Consider the following 17554-nt stretch of genomic DNA (forward strand, 5'->3'; position numbering starts at 1 on the left):
ATCTGCATCACCGCCGATGGATGTGCATTATAGACCATTAATAACCCTTTGCAACCCCTTTTTATAGCAATTCATATCAAGCGTACATTTTTTAGGCTTTTCACTGGATATTAGATGAGATATTAAACTTTTTTTAGTTATTCAACTTCATGTAGAATAGATTATTCGTGCAATTGATTTGGCATTAACTCACCATGTGGCACTCCGCTAAGAAAGTATTATTTTGCATACTTGTAGTGTTTGCTACGAGTGGGCCTGCTTATGCCAATTCAAAACATAACTTTTATGTGCTTACTTTATCTATTTTAAGTTATAGCAAATGGGAGAATGTAAGCACGCCTACTCTTTGTGTAATTGATAATGCATCAATTACTTCTACCTTCCAGTCTTATATTCAACAATTATCTTATAATTATCGTGTACAAACCGTTAATGCTAAAGATTTTTCTAAATCGCATTGCCAGGCTGTTTATTTCTCTACTACACCACCTCAGCAGCAACAAAACTTAATTCAGAATTATCCATATCGTTCTTTGCTTTCTTTAAGTATTAATAATCCAGAATGTGAAGTTGGTAGTATCTTTTGTTTATATAATCAAAATAATTACACCACTTTTAAAGTTAACTTAGATGCATTAAGCCATTCCAAGGTCCATATTGATCCAAGGGTTTTACTCTTGGCTAAGAACGCGGAGTAAGGATTATGATATCTAAGTTGTATCAATCCACTTCGCTACATGCACTTTTTAGAAAGTCTCAATTTACGATCTTTGCTATAACTTTCTTTATTTGCTCTTTTACATTTGTATCAATTTCCGTTTTTACGATGGAAACTTATGCAAAACAAAATTTGCAATTACTTAGCCATACTCTTCTTGAGCGTATTCAGCCTGCCGTTGTGTTTAACGATAAGATCACGATCGAACAAATCTTAAATGAATACACAAATGATCACTCTATTCGAGCGATTCATATTTATGACTCTGAACATCACCTGATTGCTCAAAGTTTTAAGTTGTCGAGTCAAACTTCGGTATTAGAGAAATGGTTTGATCACTGGTTTTTAAATGAGCCGGTACATTTAACGATTTATCATCATCAACAGAATGTAGGTGAACTCACCCTTTTTGGTAGTTCTGAAAAAATATTGCAATTTTTAAAGATGATTATGGTCGGCCTTGCTATTGCGATGCTGTTTATTGTTTGTGCATTGTGGTGGTCAGTGAATTTGACTTATCGTCAAATTATGCAAGCGATTTATCCACTCACAAATATTGCTCAAATCGTGAGTGAACAAAAAGCTTATAACCTTCGTTTTCCTTATAACCGAATTAAAGAGTTTCAAGATCTAAATACTGTTTTTAATGAGTTACTTGAAGAAATTCAGATTTGGGATAATCAACTGCAAAAGGAAAATCGTAAATTATCGTTTCAAGCTCATCATGACCAGCTGACCCTATTACCGAATAGACATTATTTTTATCAAATACTATTAGATATATTTGAAGATAAGGCTTTTGACAATAAGTCAGCCTTATTGTTTATAGATAACAATAACTTCAAATCAATTAATGATCAGTTCGGACATTTAGCTGGGGATGAGGTTTTAAAAGAGATGGCGAAAAGGTTACAAACGCGTTTACGTCATCAAGATTTTATTGCCCGTTTAGGCGGTGATGAATTTGCGGTTATTTTGCATTCCATTACGCATGCCGATCATTTAATATCTATTGCTGAAAATTTACTCGAAAGCTGTAAAGAACCTTTGCATCTAAATGATCAAACGATTTATTTCAGTTTTAGTGTAGGGATTGCTTTATCCCAATTTGCGTCTAGTCCAGAAGATTTTATTATGCAAGCAGATCAAGCGATGTATAAGGCTAAGACTTCTGAGCAACATTGGTTTATTTATAAACCAGAGAATTAAATTTAGGCTAATTTATGAATACAAGATCTTTGAAACTCTCCTTTATTGCATTGCTGTGCATTGCGCTTGCAGGTTGCTTGAGTTTTGGTCCTTTGAAATATCGTCAAGTAAAAATGCTAAAAAAAGAGGGGTTTGTACTTACTAATGAAGGCTGGACTCTAGGTTTACCAGAACGCTTATTATTTGATTTTAATGACGCAACATTAAAACAAAGTCATGAAGCAGAGCTTACACGTTTAGCAAATCAATTAAATAAATATGATTTGAATAAATTAAAAATCGTTGGTCACACTGACGATGTAGGTAATCCTGAATACAACCAAAAGTTATCTGAAGAACGTGCACAAAGTGTTGCGAACCTCTTCTTGACTCACGGTTTTAAAAAGGAAAATATTTACGTTATTGGACGTGGTTCAACTCAACCGTATGTACCGAATACAACCAATGAAAATCGAGCAATTAATCGTCGTGTTGCTATCGTAATTATTCCTTAAATTTTCCATTATAAAAAAGCCAATCCTTTGTGATTGGCTTTTTTGTTTTATACAAGTTCAATAATATCAATAGTAGGCGGTACACGAAATCTTAATGGTATTCCAACCATACCTGTTCCTACGGTAACAAATACATCGGCGTGTTCATGCGAATAGAAACCACGTTTATGGCCTAAAATTGATACTTTTTTCATAATATAGTTGGTTACCCACGGAAGTTCGACCTGCCCTCCATGTGTATGACCTGACAACATTAAAGGGCGATTAGGTAATTTAGGGACCATATCTACCGTATCAGGGTTATGGGAAAGAATTAACCATGGTTTATCTTGAGGTAAGTCTGGCATTGAACGCATATCGGTTTTCCCTGCCCATAAGTCACCAATCCCGATTAAACGAAACTCATCAAACTCAACAATTTTTCCTTCAATGTCCATTACATCATTGTAGTGAAGTGCATCTTTTAATAATTGTTGAATAGGCGGACCTGGATATTGCTCGTCATGGTTCCCTGGAACTGAATAAACTGGAGCTTTAATATCTTTAAGTACACTCAGTTCCTGTACTAGCTTATCTTCTGGCTCATAAGTCCAGTCTCCTGCCACAACTACTAAGTCTGGCTGTTGTTCATTAAGCTTTTTCACAATGATTTTGAGTTGACGTTCATGCCCAGAGAATAGGCCTATATGTAAGTCTGCAATTAAAGCGACTTTTACAGGTTTAGCAAAATGGCGATCTGGATTTAAACGATATTGGTGAACATCGACACGTACCATATGTGGCTCTATAAAACGTGCGTAAATGAGAATACCACTTAATAAAAAGATAAAAATGGTTTCATGAATTGAGTAATAACCTATCCAACCAGCGTATAAATTAAAGAACCAAAGTGGAACAAGAAGATAAGATAGATAAAAAGCAAGTAAGTGAACAAAAGCTTTAAATGGATGAATCGTTTCAGTACGTGATTGATGAACCCAGGCTTCAATAATTCCCCAGAGAGCAAGTATTGAAAAAATAAGGTAAAAACAAAAGATGATTGAATTTGGGTTCCACATTACGATTCTCGACTTATCTTATATTGATTGCTAGTAATCAAATTCAATATTTATCTTTCAATATGCACGAATTATACTCTAGCTCACCTTATCGTATGTATTGATTATGGCACAATCCTTTCATTCCAAACAGCTTCAAACTCATCAACTGGCTAAAGGCTTTTTGATTAAAGCTTCTATAGTCGTATGTTCAAGTTTCGCTGTGGCTTTGACAGGTTGTAGCACATTACCCAAACATAGCCCTGAACCAATCCAGTACGCACGAGATATCGATACATCTCAAACTTCTCTTTCAAAAATTATTACGCCTTTACGTGAAAAAAATCCGAATTTAACGGGTTATCATCTTTTAAATGATCCCTTAGAAGCACTCGCGGCTCGCTTAAGGCTGATTGATAAAGCCGAAAAGACTTTAGATTTACAGTACTATATTTGGGATAACGATAAAGTCGGTGCTTTAGCTTTACATGCCATTATTCGTGCTGCTGATCGTGGTGTTAAAGTACGTTTATTAATTGACGATAATAATGCTAAAAAGATGGAAGGCGTGTTACTCGCGCTTTCTCAACATAAAAATATTGAAGTTAAATTATTTAACCCATACCGTTTCCGCAAATATCGCGCGATGGATATGATTTTAGACTTAAAACGTATCAATCGTCGTATGCATAACAAGAGCTTTATTGCTGATAATCAGGTTGCGCTTATTGGTGGGCGCAATATGACAAATCAGTATTACAACGTCAGCGACAGTTATCAATTTTCTGACGTCGATGTCATGTTGGTTGGTGCTGCCGTTGATGATATCGTGAATTCTTTTGATGACTACTGGAATCATGAATATGCATATTCAGTCCAAAGTATCGTCAGTGCTCAACAACACCGTTTGCGCTACGAAAGCTTAAAACAACAACTTGATGCTCATTATCAACAAGCCACCGTTCAGAACTTCCTTGACTTAACCTCTAGATCACATGCTTTTGATAAATGGTTAGACCGTAATATTAAATTTGATTGGGTTAAAGCAGAGGTTGTGAAAGACTCACCTGATAAAATTAGATCAAAAGCGAAAAAAGAAGAACATTTAAATTTCCAATTGATTAACCATTTGGAAAAACCAGAAAGCAATGTTGACCTGATTTCGGCTTATTTTATTCCAGAAAAGCAAGGCGCTAAAATTTTAAGTACGCTTGCTAAAGAAGGTGTAGAAGTTCGAGTTTTAACAAACTCATTCAAAGCAAATGATGTAGCTGTTGTTCATGCGTTTTATGGAAAATATCGTAAAGAACTTTTGAAAAACGGCGTTCAACTTTATGAGTTTTTACCAACTCCAGATAAACGCGATTTAAATAAAAATACGGATGAGCTGGCAACCAAAGCGAAAGTAAACATGAAAGGTTTAAGCCGCTCAAGTTTACACACCAAACTTATGGCATTAGATGAACAGGTTTTTATCGGTTCATTCAACTTTGACCCACGTTCGGCGTATTTAAATACTGAAATTGGCGTAATTTTAGATAGTCCATCACTGGCCAAAACAATTCACCATACGATGGATGAAAACTTAAACAAATATGCTTATAAATTAAAGCTCGACCCAAACAATCATATTTACTGGCAACAGGAAACTCCAAAAGGCCCTGTAATTTATAAAAAAGAACCAGAAATGAAATGGTGGCAAAAGGCAGGCATGAAACTACTATCATGGCTGCCACTCGAAGGTTTTATGTAATTAACTTTTTGGCTTAAGTACTTTTTTATGTAATTGAGCCAATCCTTCAACCATTTTTTCTTGCACTTCTTGAGTCAAACTTTTTACATCATGGCCTTCTACCGAAATAGGAGGAAGTGTAAGTAAATGAGCTGTTACTTTCGGCATTTCTAGCACACGTTGAATATGCTCAACGAATGACATCTCACCAATAAATGGTGCAACGGTATCTAACTCACCATGACGGTTTACGTAACAGATTAAACATACCTGTACCGGACGCTGAGCTTCGATAGCAGCTCCGAGTAAACGACCATGAACCCGCTTAACAGAATGGCCATCTGTAGTAGTCGCTTCAGGGAAAAATAAAACTGGAATATTTTGTTTTAAAAATTCGGTAATTTGCTCTCGAATTTTAATGGAGTCACCTGATCCACGTTTAATAAATAAGGTGCCCCCACCTTTCGCCAAATTGCCAAGAATAGGCCACTTTTCTATCTCGGCTTTAGCTAAGAAGAAGACACGTGCACCTGAACCTAAAACGGCGATATCAAGCCAAGAAATATGGTTACTCACCCATAAAGCGGGCTCTCTGGGAATTGTGCCATGTACTTGAACTTCAAGATTAAATACTTGGCATAAACGACGACAGAAATATTGAACATATCGAGTGTTAACAGGGTTATTTGGATCTTTATAAAGTCCATGACGATAAACTAAGTAAAAACCTTCACTGATTGCCGCAGTCGCTGAAGTAACTTTTTTTCCGTATAAACCTATTTTTGAAAATTTCTTTAACGTTGAATTCACTATACTTTGCGTTTGAGTCATAAAATTTCACTAACGATCAATCATTGTTATACCCATCTCGAGCCATTCTATACGTTTCGGAATAAACTTGCATCGCTGTGTGATAGACACAAATAAAAATAAAATGCGCTGTAGTTAATCTAAAGAATAAGAGTAAACCCTTTCCCCTTTTGTCCAAGTTTCCTCTAGAATAAAGTTTTACCTTATTCAGGATTTATAGCCACGTGGAATATGTTGATCGGCATCAAGGCGGTGAACGCACAATATTAGTGAGTGTGTCTGTACAATTATTAGATGATCTGGATGCCGAAGAATTTGCTCTACTTGCACAGTCAGCTGGTGCAGATATTCTTGAGCACATTAAAGTTCAACGTAATAAACCGGACCCTAAGTTTTTTATTGGTTCAGGTAAAGTTGATGAGATTGCAGAACAAGTTCAGGACTTAGAAGCAAGTCTTGTTATTTTTGATCATGCATTAACCCCTGCCCAAGAGCGTAATTTAGAAAAGATTTTAAAATGCCGCGTTATTGACCGCACCGGTCTCATCTTAGATATTTTTGCCCAGCGCGCGCGGACCCATGAAGGTAAATTACAAGTTGAACTTGCTCAGTTAAAACATTTATCAACCCGTTTAATCCGTGGTTGGTCTGCTGATTTTGAACAACAAAAAGGTGGTATTGGTTTACGCGGTCCCGGTGAATCACAACTCGAAACAGACCGTCGTCTCATTCGTGTTCGTATTACCCAGTTAAAAGATAAGTTAGAGAAAGTCCATCAAACCCGTATGCAAGGACGAGCTGCAAGACAAAAAGCGTCGATCCCAACTGTTTCATTAGTCGGTTATACCAACGCGGGTAAATCAACCTTATTTAATATTTTAGCAAAAAGTGATGTATATGCAGCCGACCAACTATTTGCAACACTTGATCCAACCTTACGTCGCCTAGAATGGGATGGAATTGGTACGGTGGTTCTAGCAGATACTGTAGGGTTCGTACGAAACTTACAACATGATTTGGTCGAATCATTTAAAGCAACTTTAGAAGAAACGCTTGAAGCTACCCTGCTTTTACATGTCATCGATAGTAGTAGTCATGACATGCTTGACCAGATTGAAGCCGTTGAAGGTGTATTGAAGGAAATTGGAGCGGATGCACCCGTACTTCGTGTTTATAACAAAATTGATTTGAGTGGTGAAGAGGCGAAAATTATTTATTCAGAGCCTCATGTTCCAGATCGTGTTTATGTATCTGCACACTCAGGGTTAGGTCTAGATTTACTTCGCCAAGCCGTACAAGAATGTCTAATGGGACAACTTCAACACTTCTCATTGGTACTTAAACCTGCTTATGGCAAATTGCGTACTCAACTTTATGCTTTAAATGTCATTCAATCTGAGCATTATGACGATGAAGGGCTATTACATATTGATATACGAATTGCACCTCATAAGCTTGAGCAGTTAATTCGCCAAGCCAAACTCCCTATAGATGAGATATTAGGTGAACGCGCGAGTCAGTTTAAAAGACCACTGGAAGAGTTTGAAATCAAGCACTAGATCAGTTAAAACTTGATAAGTAAACTTTTAGAGATAAAAAATATGGATAAGATCAAAAGTATAGACTGGGCAGCATGGGTAGGAACCTTACTACTTATTATCGGTTTTCGCGAAGGCTCAGTCGTCGTTATGCGTGCTTTTGGTCATCCAGAGTTAGGCAATCTGGTAGGTTTAATTAGTTTACTTATCGTTTTACTGATTTGGCGTAAATTTAAGAAAATCCCGCTAAGACTTGTCGATACTAATAATAAAGTCATGAAAGAAAGTGGTTTTGCTTTTTTACCCATTTGTGCAGGCTCCTTAATTATGCTAGTGCATATGGGTAAAGAAATTCCGCTATTTCTTTTTGTTTTGGTAGTGAGCACCCTTATACCCTTGTGGGTCTATGCAAAAATGGCAAAACATTGGTTATAAGGAGAATAAAATGTTTATGATTCTTTATGGATTTTTGATCACTTTAGTTGGCTACCTTTGTGCAAAACCATTAAACCGCCGTTTTCCTCAAGTTCCTCTTTTAGTTTTCGGCATGTTCATTGTCATTGGGCTATTGTCAATTTTGAAAGTTCCCTATGAAGAATATCGACTTTACGTAAATGATTTATTCAGCCATTTATTAGGCTATGTCACGGTTGCTTTAGCTATACCTTTGGCTGCAATGCGTTATGACGATTTACCTCTTAAATCGGTGATTGGTATTTTATGCTTTGCCAGCATTAGTGCCGTTGCTTTACCAATGGGCCTTGCTTACCTATTGCATATGTCTGAGCCGACTATTTTGGCTTTTGCTACACGTGCAGTAACTACCCCAATTGCTTTAAACATCGCGACCTTATTACATGCTCCAGAGACATTAGTCACTCTCATTGTGATTTTATCCGGAGTTATTGGTGCAGCATTTTCACCATTTTTACTTAAGCATATACACGATGAAAGAGCATCAGGTTTAGCTCTAGGCTTAGCTGCACATGCAATTGGAACTGCCCAAGCTTGGCAACGTGGGCCTGTAGCAGGTCGTTATGCGGCATTTGGTATGGCATTAAACGGTGTATTCACTGCTATTTGGCTACCAACCTTCATGTTATCTTTTGGAATACACTGATTAAAAAGTAGTTTAAATAAACATTGAACCCGTTATTAATTACAAATAAGATGGACCTTTCAAATCTAAAAGGATTTTTTGATTATGGGGAAATTTTTTGTTGGAGCTTTGCTCCTAGTGGGAATAAATACAGCTACTTTTGCAGCTGATATAACAGGTCTTTGGCAAACGATTGACGATAAAACAGGTACACCTAAAGCACATGTAGAAATACGGAAAGAGGCAAATGGTACTTATGCAGGTAAAATCGTAAAAATTACACCGCGTCCAGGTTATACACCAAAAGAAATTTGTGATAACTGCCCTGCACCTTATACCAATAAGCCTATTTTAGGCTTAGATATCGCAACCGGGCTCAAACAAACCGATAATTCAACCTATACAGGTGGAAAAATTCTAGACCCAAATACTGGTAAAGTTTACGGATTAAAAGCAAAACTCAGTGCAAATGGTAAACGTCTACACATGCGCGGTTACCTTGGGGTATCTGCTTTAGGTCGTAATCAGATCTGGATTCGCCTAGAATAAATATCTTAAAAATAAAAAAAGCCGCTTCAGCGGCTTTTTTTATTACATAACAGGATTGCTCACAGAAAAAGCTTGTTGATCTTCAAGACGATAAGCAATTAAGTTTTTACCCCATACACAACCACCATCAACATTTTGGATGTGTTCACTAATAGTTCTACCCTCTAGAGCAGCCCAATGTCCAAAAAATATTTGATGGGTTTGTGCAGCCTTACTTGGAAATTCAAACCACGGTAAATAACCTTCTGGCATTGGTGCATCTAAAGTATCTTTAAAACTAAACTCCAAAGCCCCTTCTGCATTAGTTAAACGCATACGAGTTAAGTAATTGGTAATACAGCGTAAACGTTCATTACCTGTCAAATCATCTGTCCAAAGATCGGGTTTTGAACCATACATTTCAGCTAAAAATGCATCTAGCACAGATAAATCATCATGCGCCAATATAGCCTCAACTTCTTTTGCCAATGCAGCCGTTTTTTGTGCATCCCAAATACAAGGTACACCTGCGTGCGTCAGTATTGTTTGTTCATTTGGAAATAAACATAACGGCTGTTTACGTAACCAATCGATAAGATCATCACCATCCACGGCGTCAATAACATCCTGCGTGCGATCTTTTTCTTTAATTTCCTTAAGACCACGAGCACCGGCAATCAGGGTTAAATCATGATTACCTAATACGGTAGCAGCAGCCCCTCGATCAGCTAGTTTTTTAATAAAACGTAGAGCACCTATAGAGTTTTCACCACGTGCAACCAAGTCACCAGCAAACCAGATAAAATCTTGATCAGGGTCAAAACGTATTTCTTTTAATAGCGCTTTGAGTGCCTCAAAACAACCTTGCACATCTCCAATTACATAGTTATAGCGCTTAGTCATTTATGCCACCATTTGATCTGCCAAAGCCACAAACTCTGCAAGAGTTAAAGTTTCTGGACGAGCCATTGGGTCGACTCCTGCTTTCTCGAAACCATCTTCTGCTAACATACCTTTAAGACTGTTTCTTAGCGTTTTACGGCGCTGAGTAAAGACGTGGGCAACCAAGCGAGCTAAAGCTTTTTCATCTTTCGCCGTAATTGGTTTTTGTTCGTAAGGAACTAAGCGAAATACTGCACTTGTCACTTTTGGTGGCGGGTTAAATGCGCCTGCTGGAACTTCAAATAAAAAGGTAGGCTGACAATAATATTGGATCATGACTGATAAACGGCCATATTCTTTTGTATTCGGTTCAGCAGTAATACGTTCTACCACTTCTTTTTGCAACATGAAGTGCATGTCTTTAACTTGGCTACCAAATTCCAAGAGATGAAAAAGTAATGGTGTAGAAATGTTATAAGGCAAATTGCCGACAACGCGTAATGGACGCCCATCTTTTACAAGCTGACTAAAATCATATTTTAATGCATCAGCTTCTACGATAGTTAAACGTTCTGGATGTGGCACGCGTTCAGGTAAGCCGGCAGCTAAATCACGGTCTAATTCAACTACAGTTAATGCATCACATTCTCCAATTAGAGGAGAAGTTAAAGCAGCTAAACCTGGACCAATTTCGACGATATTATCACCCGTACGCGGATTGACTGAGCGTACAATTTTGGCAATGACTCGTTGATCATGTAAGAAGTTTTGACCAAAACGTTTACGAGCTTTATGCCCTTCATCTTTCGGGTTTAGGGCATTAATTTGATACATAGAACATTTCCAACATGAAAAATTTAACTCGCTGCCAAAGATAAAGCTAAATCGACAGCGACATTTAAACTTGAGCTTTTTGCCAATCCTGTCCCAGCTAAAGACAGAGCAGTACCATGATCGACCGAAGTTCGAATAAATGGTAAGCCCAATGTGATATTGATTGCTTCACCAAAACCCTGTGATTTTAACACAGGTAAGCCTTGATCATGGTACATCGCAAGAACAGCGTCAGCATTTTTAAGATGTTCGGGCGTAAATAAAGTATCAGCTGGCAAACTTAAACTTAATTTAACTCCCTGTGACCGGTAGCTCTCAAGTACCGGATTGATCGTATCAATCTCTTCACGTCCCAAATAACCATCTTCGCCTGCATGAGGATTTAACCCACATACTAAGACTCGAGGATCATTAATTTTAAATTTGGTCTTTAAGTCGTGAAGTAAAATATCAATCACTTGATGCAAGCGTTCTTTGGTAATTGCATCTGCAACATCTCTTAATGGTAAATGAGTGGTCGCCAGAGCCACCCGCAACGTTTTCGTTGCCAGCATCATAACAACACGCTCTACCCCTGCAAATTCTTGATAATATTCAGTATGTCCACTAAATAAAATCCCTGCATCATTAATCACCGACTTTTGAACAGGAGCAGTGGTTACACCGACACTCTTACCAGACATAGCATAATCAGCTGAGCGACGTAATTGCTCTAATACATAAGCGGCATTAGCAGCATTAAGCTGTCCATCAACGACTATAGTTTCTAGGGGTACATGTTCTATATAAAGCTCGCCTTGCAAAGACGATTCAGCTTGTCCGCTATACTCTAAAAATTTAATGTCTAGACCAAGCTTTTGAGCGCGTTGTTGTACTAGATTTCGATCAGCCAAAACCACAACAGGACGTTCATCAACCCGTTTTGCCAGACTTAAACAAATATCTGGACCAATACCGGCAGGTTCACCGGAAGTGACATATAAAGGCAGCACAATCACCCCCGACACATCTCTAAAATTTGAATTATTTTAACATATCCTACATTCATCGGATTAGGGATAAAATTATGTAGCTTATATGGGATTTTTCTTGTGATTGACAACAAACTCGTTTAGAATCTCGTCTCCTTTTTGTTTGAGCGATGTCTAGCTCAAACCAACTATAATAGGTAGTGTTTGAATGAAAACTCTCAGCGCAAAGCCTGCTGAAGTACAACACGATTGGTTCGTTGTTGATGCTACAGGTAAAACTCTTGGTCGTTTAGCGACTGAAATTGCACGTCGTTTACGCGGTAAGCACAAAACTTCTTATACTCCTCACGTTGACACTGGTGACTACATCATCGTTATCAATGCTGAACAAGTTCAAGTGACTGGTAACAAAGCGCTTGACAAGAAATACTATCGCCACACTGAATTCCCAGGCGGTTTAAAAGAAACTAATTTCGAAAAATTAGTTGCTCACAAACCTGAAGAAATCTTTGAACGTGCTGTTAAAGGCATGTTGCCAAAAGGTCCTCTTGGTTATGCAATGATCAAGAAGATGAAAGTGTACGCTGGTAGCGAGCATCCACACGCTGCTCAACAGCCACAAGTTTTGGACATCTAAGGGATACAGCACATGGCTACTAATTATGGTACAGGTCGCCGTAAGACCGCAACTGCACGTGTTTTCTTGTCAGCTGGTACAGGTAAACTCGTTATTAACAACCGTACTTTAGAGCAATATTTCGGTCGTGAAACTGCTCGTATGGTTGTTCGTCAACCTTTAGAGCTTTTAGAAGCTACTGAAAAATATGACCTTTACATCACTGTTAAAGGTGGTGGTATCGGTGGTCAAGCTGGTGCGATCCGTCACGGTATTACTCGTGCACTTATCGCTGCTGACGAAACTTTAAAACCTGTTCTTCGTCAAGCTGGTTTCGTTACTCGTGATGCTCGTGAAGTTGAACGTAAGAAACTTGGTTTACGTAAAGCTCGTAAACGTCCTCAATTCTCTAAACGTTAATTCGTTTACCGAATCGGACAAAAAGCCTTGGTTTTCCCAAGGCTTTTTTATTGCATATTCATTTTGTAGATGAGTGAAACAGATAAATATATGAAACTCTATCTTTGTCACCGTGATTTCCACGCATATTTTTAGTATTCTAACCGATTCACACAACCATACCTTGTGATATGTCGGTCGAAAACACCTCAATTCAGGGAATTACCCTTTACAGCCATGCTGATGATTTCCGTTCACACTGGATCCGTTTTTTATTGGCAGAAAAACAAATTAAATATCAATTAATCGTGACTGATCACGAAGATGAAGATCTCGCAAGCCTAAATCCTTATAATCAATTGCCAATGCTGGTTGAGCAAAATCTTAAATTATTTTCAGCACCTATCATTGCTGAGTATCTCGATGACCGATATCGTCAGAATAAACTATATGCCGATGCCCCTATGGCACGTGCAGAGCAACGCCAATATATTTGGCGTCTTGAAAATGATTGGTTTAAGTTGGCCGATCATATGCTCAGACATGCAGATACGTTAAATGTAGAACAAAAACAAAAAGCACAAAAAGAATTGCGTGATACCTTAATATCACTTACCCCTTTATTTCAGCATTTCCCTTATTTTATGTCCGAAAATTTTTCAATCCTGGACTGTATGCTTGCTCCAATTTTTGTGAGGCTTAATAGCATGGGAATTGATTTACCAAAGCAGCAGTGTCGACCTATATTTTTGTATTGTAAACGTATCTTTAGCCGCCCTTCCTTTGTTAAATCAATGACGCCCCAAGAGAAAACCCGTTACAATGAACTATTAAATATGGAATAGTGTGATATGTCTGAGCAAACTATTGAATTAACCCCTACACGTCCTTATCTTGCTCGTGCAATCTATGAATGGATTTGTGACAATCAACTCACACCTTATTTACTCGTTGATGCAACACAACCGCACACTGATGTACCACAACAGTTTGTGAAAGATGGACAAATTGTTTTAAACATTGTGCCTCATGCGGTACATCAACTACTCATTAGCAATGATGCGATTACATTTTCAGCACGTTTTGGCGGCGTTTCCAAAGATATTTACGTACCTATTCAAGCAGTTTTAGGTATTTATGCACGTGAAAATGGACAAGGTTTATTCTTTGACCCTGAAGAATATGCCAATGTAGCGCCTGTAGAAGATAAGTTAGACTCAGAAACACAAGAAACATCTGAACCAACCAAGAAAAAGCCAACATTAAGAATTTTAGATTAATTTTAGAGGAATAAAGTATGGCATTTGATTTAGTCCAATACTTTGCTGAGCAAATAAAAATTCAAAAGCCTCAGCTTTTAAATCAATATCCAGCCAATGAGAAAAATAAGCTGATTGACGAAGTGAATATATTGACGCTTGGTAAATTAATCAGCTTATGGCGTCAGGACGACAATAAAATTTATCATGAAATCAAAACTGCCGATCCATTGTATATTCAAGAAGTTGCACGTCATCTAACTACGTCAAAACACAATAAGTCAGTTTTAAAAAATTCTGAACTTGAGCAAAGTATTTCTGAGATTCTGGCATTACAGTTAACAGAACTTAATCAACTTGATGAGACTGGTGGTTTCGGCCAAAGTGGTTTAAAAGAGCTCATTTTAGGGCAAGTTGAACATTTATCAGGACAGGCTGAGGATTGGGTTTGGTCAACAAACCACCTAACAGAGCTGATTGGTTCTAAACCTGTTGAACAAGAAGAGCTATCATTGGATGCAACAATGAAGGAGTTCAACCAAATGGTTCACCAAGCCCAACCGCATCATGAAGAATTACACATCGAAGAGCAACCTATCGAAACTTTTATTCCGGCATGGTCAAAAGTTATCGCACCTCTTGTTGCTTTAGCTATTTTAGGTTACCTATATTGTACTTATACACATCTTATTTAATTTTATTATAATTATTTAAAAGAGGAACTCATAGTTCCTCTTTTTCTATTTAAATAAACATAATTTATCAATAAATATTCTTTTAACATTCTATTACAATTATTAAAATTAATAATAGAAATTATATAATGCAAACATGAGCACAGTATTAAATATTTAATGTAAAAACAATCTTATAATATTTTTTATAAGATGACATTTTTGGTCACTTATTTACTAAAACAACAATTTTGAAATTTATTTGATTTATTGACTTCAACTTGAGTAAAAATATAATGATTTTTAACTACTTTTAAGGAAAAAGTAGTAATTATAACTTTATAACCCTGAGAGATAAAAAAATGGCTAAACTTTCTTTAGATAGCTTAACTGAAATTGATGGTTTTATTGCATCTGCACTTGTTGATTCAGAAAGTGGTTTATCACTTGCTACACAAGGCGGTGGGGATATTGATTTAGAGCTGGCAGCTGCTGGAAACACAGAAGTCATTCGCGCAAAACGAAATGTAGCTAACGCATTAAAATTAAATGACAATATTGAAGATATTTTAATTACATTAGGGAAGGCTTATCACTTAATTCGTCCTTTAGAAAGTAATAATAATTTATTCCTTTATTTAGTACTTGATCGCGCCAAGTCGAATTTAGCCATGGCTCGTCATGAGTTAAAGTCCTTTGAAAAAGAGCTCGATTTTAGTTAATTAATTTAAGCTGTGCTCTTTATACTTAATATAAAGAGCACATATAACATTACAATATTACTTAATAAAAATTTAAAATGATACTATGGATAGCCATTGCATAAATATTGCAGTTTCTGGTTTAAGCTTAAAAGTTTCAGATGAATTAAAAATCTTAATCCGTGATTTGATATCTAATCAATATGGAATTAACTGGGTTAACATTTCTAGTAATCAGATTGATTTATTAATTATTAATGAAAACTTTTTTGATGCAGACAATATTCAAAATATTCTTAATAAGAAAAAATTTCCTTATTTAAAAATTACAAAAACACCTTTAGAAAATGGAGGCACTATACACGAACATACCTTACACTACCCTTTAGAAAAAACAGAACATCTCCGTTCATGGTTACAAGCAAATGTATTATCTCTTTTAAAACATAGTGATGTTCGTTCCAACTCAACTTTATTAAATGAAATATCTATCATAGATGAGCAATTTATAAAAAATTTGCATAGCTCTGAAAATATTAAATTACATTTATTTGATGACAAGGGTACCTTGGCAATTATTGATAATAGAACTCAAATTGCTTGGTTAGAACCTTCTCGTCAAAAAACACAGACCAATATGAGTTTTAACTTTACCTTTGCAAAAACATCAGACTTTACTAAGGTTTCTCGTAAAAAGGATTATTACTTACAGGATTGGTTGTGGAATTTAATTTGGTGTTCAAAAGAATTTGAGAATTTAGCGTCAGCTGATGGTTACTTTAAAATTAATCATTGGCCACAACCCTATCAAAAAGAATATAGAAAAGTAAGCCTACAGCTCTCTGCCTGTTTTATTCAGGGAGCAAAAGTCACTGAAGTAGCTAAACAACTCAACCAACCTATTGATGTTGTTCTACGTTTTATTACAGCATGTTTAATGGCAAATAATGGGCAATATGTTTCCGCGAATAAGTGTTTTTACACGCCACAGACTCATTCAGAAAACTTAAATACAGAAAGTCATTTTTTAAAAAATTTTATAGGGAAAATTCGACGCCGTTTTGGCTTTTAAGGAACACTATGATTATTCAACAATATAAAATTGTCTTCGCAGGCAGTATGGGGGCTGGTAAAACAGAAGCGATCAAATCGCTATCTGAAATTCCAATTTTAGAAACAGAAGCATTTAATACTGATGTACAAAGTCACCAAAAATCACAAACAACTGTAGGGATTGATTACGGCGAAATTACTTTAGATGATGGTATTAAAATTGGGCTATATGGAACCCCTGGACAAAGCCGTTTTGATTTTATCTGGTCAGTTATTTGTAAAGGTGCGATTGGTATTATTCTTCTGTTAGATCACAATAGCTCTACTCCAATTGCTGAACTAGAAAGTTACTTGGAAACCTTTAAAAATTATAATGATAATATTGCGATTGGTATTACGCATATTGATGAAAATAAAGAATCTTCACTCCAACAGTATCGCAACTGGTTAGCAGAAAACGAACTTCAATATCCATTATTTTTTATTGATGCAAGAGAACAAGAGCAAATTTTAATGATGGTTGAATCATTAATTGCATCACTTGAAGTTAAGGTAGGCGCAACATCTCAAGGGAAAGATCATGCTTAGTATTCCAGTTCAAAAACGAACCGCTCCAACACAATTGCTACAACTTGCAAAAAGTGAAGCCCAAAAAATTCTTATGAATACACGTGGTGTAGACTTTGTCATGATTTGTTCTTCAGATGGGTTTGAATTGGCAACAGTGAGCCACAAGAACTACCCTAATACCACCAAATTAGCAGCGGTGAGTAGCTCGATTTTGGCCATGGTCAGTGCATTTTTAAAAGAGATTCAACTGACTGGCTGTAATAACATCACATTAGATGCAGATAATGGCAAAGCCATTTTAACAGCGATTCCTGCTCTCCATCATCCGATGGTTATGGTTACCCTAAGTAATAGAGATGTACTTTTAGGGCAGCTGCTTTATAGCCTAAAAAAAGCAAGCCAAGTGATTGCAGAGGCAGATGGAGAATAA

General features: G+C 36.7%; 22 protein-coding genes. 17 read left to right on the plus strand and 5 right to left on the minus strand.

What is annotated here, in order from left to right:
• The first annotated feature begins 194 nt into the window (after window positions 1-194).
• From G9371_RS18150 to G9371_RS18160, 3 genes are read left to right on the plus strand one after another with little or no spacing between them, the layout of a single operon-like run.
• Entirely contained in the window at window positions 195-698 is a 504-nt protein-coding gene (locus G9371_RS18150) for a YfiR family protein (protein WP_001985194.1), read from the plus strand.
• 5 nt (window positions 699-703) lie between these two features.
• The gene (locus G9371_RS18155) at window positions 704-1927 is read left to right on the plus strand and encodes a diguanylate cyclase domain-containing protein (protein WP_032009105.1); all 1224 of its coding nucleotides are present in this window, start codon (window positions 704-706) and stop codon (window positions 1925-1927) included.
• A 14-nt stretch (window positions 1928-1941) separates the two neighbouring features.
• Window positions 1942-2421, plus strand: a complete 480-nt coding sequence (locus tag G9371_RS18160; protein ID WP_001097560.1) for an OmpA family protein — start codon at window positions 1942-1944, stop codon at window positions 2419-2421.
• 47 nt (window positions 2422-2468) lie between these two features.
• Here G9371_RS18160 and G9371_RS18165 read toward each other — a convergent pair whose 3' ends face one another.
• The gene (locus tag G9371_RS18165) at window positions 2469-3479 is read right to left on the minus strand and encodes a metallophosphoesterase (RefSeq protein WP_000267339.1); all 1011 of its coding nucleotides are present in this window, start codon (window positions 3477-3479) and stop codon (window positions 2469-2471) included.
• Between the two features lie 106 nt (window positions 3480-3585).
• Here G9371_RS18165 and G9371_RS18170 point away from each other — a divergent pair, with 106 nt between their 5' ends.
• Complete coding sequence (locus G9371_RS18170; protein WP_000079184.1) at window positions 3586-5211, plus strand: phospholipase D family protein; 1626 nt, start codon at window positions 3586-3588, stop codon at window positions 5209-5211.
• Here the strand turns inward: G9371_RS18170 and G9371_RS18175 are convergent, their stop codons facing one another.
• Window positions 5212-6021, minus strand: a complete 810-nt coding sequence (locus G9371_RS18175; protein WP_000195147.1) for a lysophospholipid acyltransferase family protein — start codon at window positions 6019-6021, stop codon at window positions 5212-5214.
• Window positions 6022-6224: 203 nt separating this feature from the next.
• Here G9371_RS18175 and hflX point away from each other — a divergent pair, with 203 nt between their 5' ends.
• From hflX to G9371_RS18195, 4 genes are all read left to right on the plus strand, one after another.
• On the plus strand, window positions 6225-7559 hold the full coding sequence (gene hflX / locus G9371_RS18180; protein WP_000456884.1) for a ribosome rescue GTPase HflX: 1335 nt from the start codon (window positions 6225-6227) through the stop codon (window positions 7557-7559).
• Between the two features lie 42 nt (window positions 7560-7601).
• Window positions 7602-7973: a hypothetical protein gene (locus tag G9371_RS18185; RefSeq protein WP_000357904.1), complete on the plus strand. Its 372-nt coding sequence runs from the start codon at window positions 7602-7604 to the stop codon at window positions 7971-7973.
• Between the two features lie 10 nt (window positions 7974-7983).
• Complete coding sequence (locus tag G9371_RS18190; protein ID WP_000480818.1) at window positions 7984-8658, plus strand: LrgB family protein; 675 nt, start codon at window positions 7984-7986, stop codon at window positions 8656-8658.
• 84 nt (window positions 8659-8742) lie between these two features.
• Window positions 8743-9186, plus strand: coding sequence for a DUF2147 domain-containing protein (locus tag G9371_RS18195; RefSeq protein ID WP_000514366.1), 444 nt, complete (start codon window positions 8743-8745; stop codon window positions 9184-9186).
• A gap of 42 nt (window positions 9187-9228) precedes the next feature.
• On the opposite strand, the gene G9371_RS18200 is transcribed toward G9371_RS18195, so the two are convergent.
• The 3 genes from G9371_RS18200 to pdxA are packed head-to-tail and all read right to left on the minus strand — an operon-like array spanning window position 9229 to window position 11888.
• Window positions 9229-10068, minus strand: a complete 840-nt coding sequence (locus G9371_RS18200) for a symmetrical bis(5'-nucleosyl)-tetraphosphatase (RefSeq protein WP_029423858.1) — start codon at window positions 10066-10068, stop codon at window positions 9229-9231.
• Window positions 10069-10881 (minus strand): 16S rRNA (adenine(1518)-N(6)/adenine(1519)-N(6))-dimethyltransferase RsmA, encoded by an 813-nt coding sequence (gene rsmA, locus G9371_RS18205; RefSeq protein ID WP_000284347.1) that lies wholly within the window; start codon window positions 10879-10881, stop codon window positions 10069-10071.
• Between the two features lie 23 nt (window positions 10882-10904).
• Window positions 10905-11888, minus strand: a complete 984-nt coding sequence (gene pdxA, locus G9371_RS18210) for a 4-hydroxythreonine-4-phosphate dehydrogenase PdxA (RefSeq protein ID WP_086379600.1) — start codon at window positions 11886-11888, stop codon at window positions 10905-10907.
• Between the two features lie 172 nt (window positions 11889-12060).
• Between pdxA and rplM the strand changes: the two genes are divergently transcribed.
• The 9 genes from rplM to G9371_RS18255 all read left to right on the plus strand — a co-directional run bounded on the left by rplM (window position 12061) and on the right by G9371_RS18255 (window position 17554).
• Window positions 12061-12489, plus strand: coding sequence for a 50S ribosomal protein L13 (gene rplM, locus G9371_RS18215; protein ID WP_000854895.1), 429 nt, complete (start codon window positions 12061-12063; stop codon window positions 12487-12489).
• Between the two features lie 12 nt (window positions 12490-12501).
• Window positions 12502-12888 carry a 30S ribosomal protein S9 gene (rpsI, locus tag G9371_RS18220; protein WP_000224786.1) on the plus strand — a complete coding sequence of 129 codons (387 nt, stop codon included), beginning with the start codon at window positions 12502-12504 and terminating at the stop codon, window positions 12886-12888.
• Between the two features lie 170 nt (window positions 12889-13058).
• Window positions 13059-13712: a glutathione S-transferase N-terminal domain-containing protein gene (locus G9371_RS18225; protein WP_000110148.1), complete on the plus strand. Its 654-nt coding sequence runs from the start codon at window positions 13059-13061 to the stop codon at window positions 13710-13712.
• 6 nt (window positions 13713-13718) lie between these two features.
• Entirely contained in the window at window positions 13719-14147 is a 429-nt protein-coding gene (locus G9371_RS18230) for a ClpXP protease specificity-enhancing factor (protein WP_000003709.1), read from the plus strand.
• Window positions 14148-14164: 17 nt separating this feature from the next.
• Window positions 14165-14821 carry a hypothetical protein gene (locus G9371_RS18235; protein WP_029423860.1) on the plus strand — a complete coding sequence of 219 codons (657 nt, stop codon included), beginning with the start codon at window positions 14165-14167 and terminating at the stop codon, window positions 14819-14821.
• 341 nt (window positions 14822-15162) lie between these two features.
• A complete protein-coding gene (locus G9371_RS18240; RefSeq protein WP_001096608.1) occupies window positions 15163-15522 on the plus strand; it encodes a hypothetical protein in 360 nt (119 codons plus the stop codon).
• A gap of 85 nt (window positions 15523-15607) precedes the next feature.
• Entirely contained in the window at window positions 15608-16573 is a 966-nt protein-coding gene (locus tag G9371_RS18245; protein ID WP_000377057.1) for a hypothetical protein, read from the plus strand.
• An 8-nt stretch (window positions 16574-16581) separates the two neighbouring features.
• Complete coding sequence (locus tag G9371_RS18250) at window positions 16582-17142, plus strand: GTP-binding protein (protein ID WP_000586671.1); 561 nt, start codon at window positions 16582-16584, stop codon at window positions 17140-17142.
• Window positions 17135-17554 carry a roadblock/LC7 domain-containing protein gene (locus tag G9371_RS18255; RefSeq protein ID WP_000949092.1) on the plus strand — a complete coding sequence of 140 codons (420 nt, stop codon included), beginning with the start codon at window positions 17135-17137 and terminating at the stop codon, window positions 17552-17554. The genes G9371_RS18250 and G9371_RS18255 overlap by 8 nt, the downstream gene beginning before the upstream one ends.

The sequence above is a fragment of the Acinetobacter sp. EKM10A genome (assembly GCF_011075215.1).
Lineage (GTDB): Bacteria > Pseudomonadota > Gammaproteobacteria > Pseudomonadales > Moraxellaceae > Acinetobacter > Acinetobacter baumannii.

Bases quoted from the DNA above. Each gene is read 5' to 3' on its own strand.
- G9371_RS18150 (WP_001985194.1), top strand. From the start codon at position 195: ATGTGGCACTCCGCTAAGAAAGTATTATTTTGCATACTTGTAGTGTTT.
- G9371_RS18155 (WP_032009105.1), top strand. From the start codon at position 704: ATGATATCTAAGTTGTATCAATCCACTTCGCTACATGCACTTTTTAGA.
- G9371_RS18160 (WP_001097560.1), top strand. From the start codon at position 1,942: ATGAATACAAGATCTTTGAAACTCTCCTTTATTGCATTGCTGTGCATT.
- G9371_RS18165 (WP_000267339.1), bottom strand. From the start codon at position 3,479: ATGTGGAACCCAAATTCAATCATCTTTTGTTTTTACCTTATTTTTTCA.
- G9371_RS18170 (WP_000079184.1), top strand. From the start codon at position 3,586: ATGGCACAATCCTTTCATTCCAAACAGCTTCAAACTCATCAACTGGCT.
- G9371_RS18175 (WP_000195147.1), bottom strand. From the start codon at position 6,021: ATGACTCAAACGCAAAGTATAGTGAATTCAACGTTAAAGAAATTTTCA.
- G9371_RS18185 (WP_000357904.1), top strand. From the start codon at position 7,602: ATGGATAAGATCAAAAGTATAGACTGGGCAGCATGGGTAGGAACCTTA.
- G9371_RS18190 (WP_000480818.1), top strand. From the start codon at position 7,984: ATGTTTATGATTCTTTATGGATTTTTGATCACTTTAGTTGGCTACCTT.
- G9371_RS18195 (WP_000514366.1), top strand. From the start codon at position 8,743: ATGGGGAAATTTTTTGTTGGAGCTTTGCTCCTAGTGGGAATAAATACA.
- G9371_RS18200 (WP_029423858.1), bottom strand. From the start codon at position 10,068: ATGACTAAGCGCTATAACTATGTAATTGGAGATGTGCAAGGTTGTTTT.
- rsmA (WP_000284347.1), bottom strand. From the start codon at position 10,881: ATGTATCAAATTAATGCCCTAAACCCGAAAGATGAAGGGCATAAAGCT.
- rplM (WP_000854895.1), top strand. From the start codon at position 12,061: ATGAAAACTCTCAGCGCAAAGCCTGCTGAAGTACAACACGATTGGTTC.
- rpsI (WP_000224786.1), top strand. From the start codon at position 12,502: ATGGCTACTAATTATGGTACAGGTCGCCGTAAGACCGCAACTGCACGT.
- G9371_RS18225 (WP_000110148.1), top strand. From the start codon at position 13,059: ATGTCGGTCGAAAACACCTCAATTCAGGGAATTACCCTTTACAGCCAT.
- G9371_RS18230 (WP_000003709.1), top strand. From the start codon at position 13,719: ATGTCTGAGCAAACTATTGAATTAACCCCTACACGTCCTTATCTTGCT.
- G9371_RS18235 (WP_029423860.1), top strand. From the start codon at position 14,165: ATGGCATTTGATTTAGTCCAATACTTTGCTGAGCAAATAAAAATTCAA.
- G9371_RS18240 (WP_001096608.1), top strand. From the start codon at position 15,163: ATGGCTAAACTTTCTTTAGATAGCTTAACTGAAATTGATGGTTTTATT.
- G9371_RS18245 (WP_000377057.1), top strand. From the start codon at position 15,608: ATGGATAGCCATTGCATAAATATTGCAGTTTCTGGTTTAAGCTTAAAA.
- G9371_RS18250 (WP_000586671.1), top strand. From the start codon at position 16,582: ATGATTATTCAACAATATAAAATTGTCTTCGCAGGCAGTATGGGGGCT.
- G9371_RS18255 (WP_000949092.1), top strand. From the start codon at position 17,135: ATGCTTAGTATTCCAGTTCAAAAACGAACCGCTCCAACACAATTGCTA.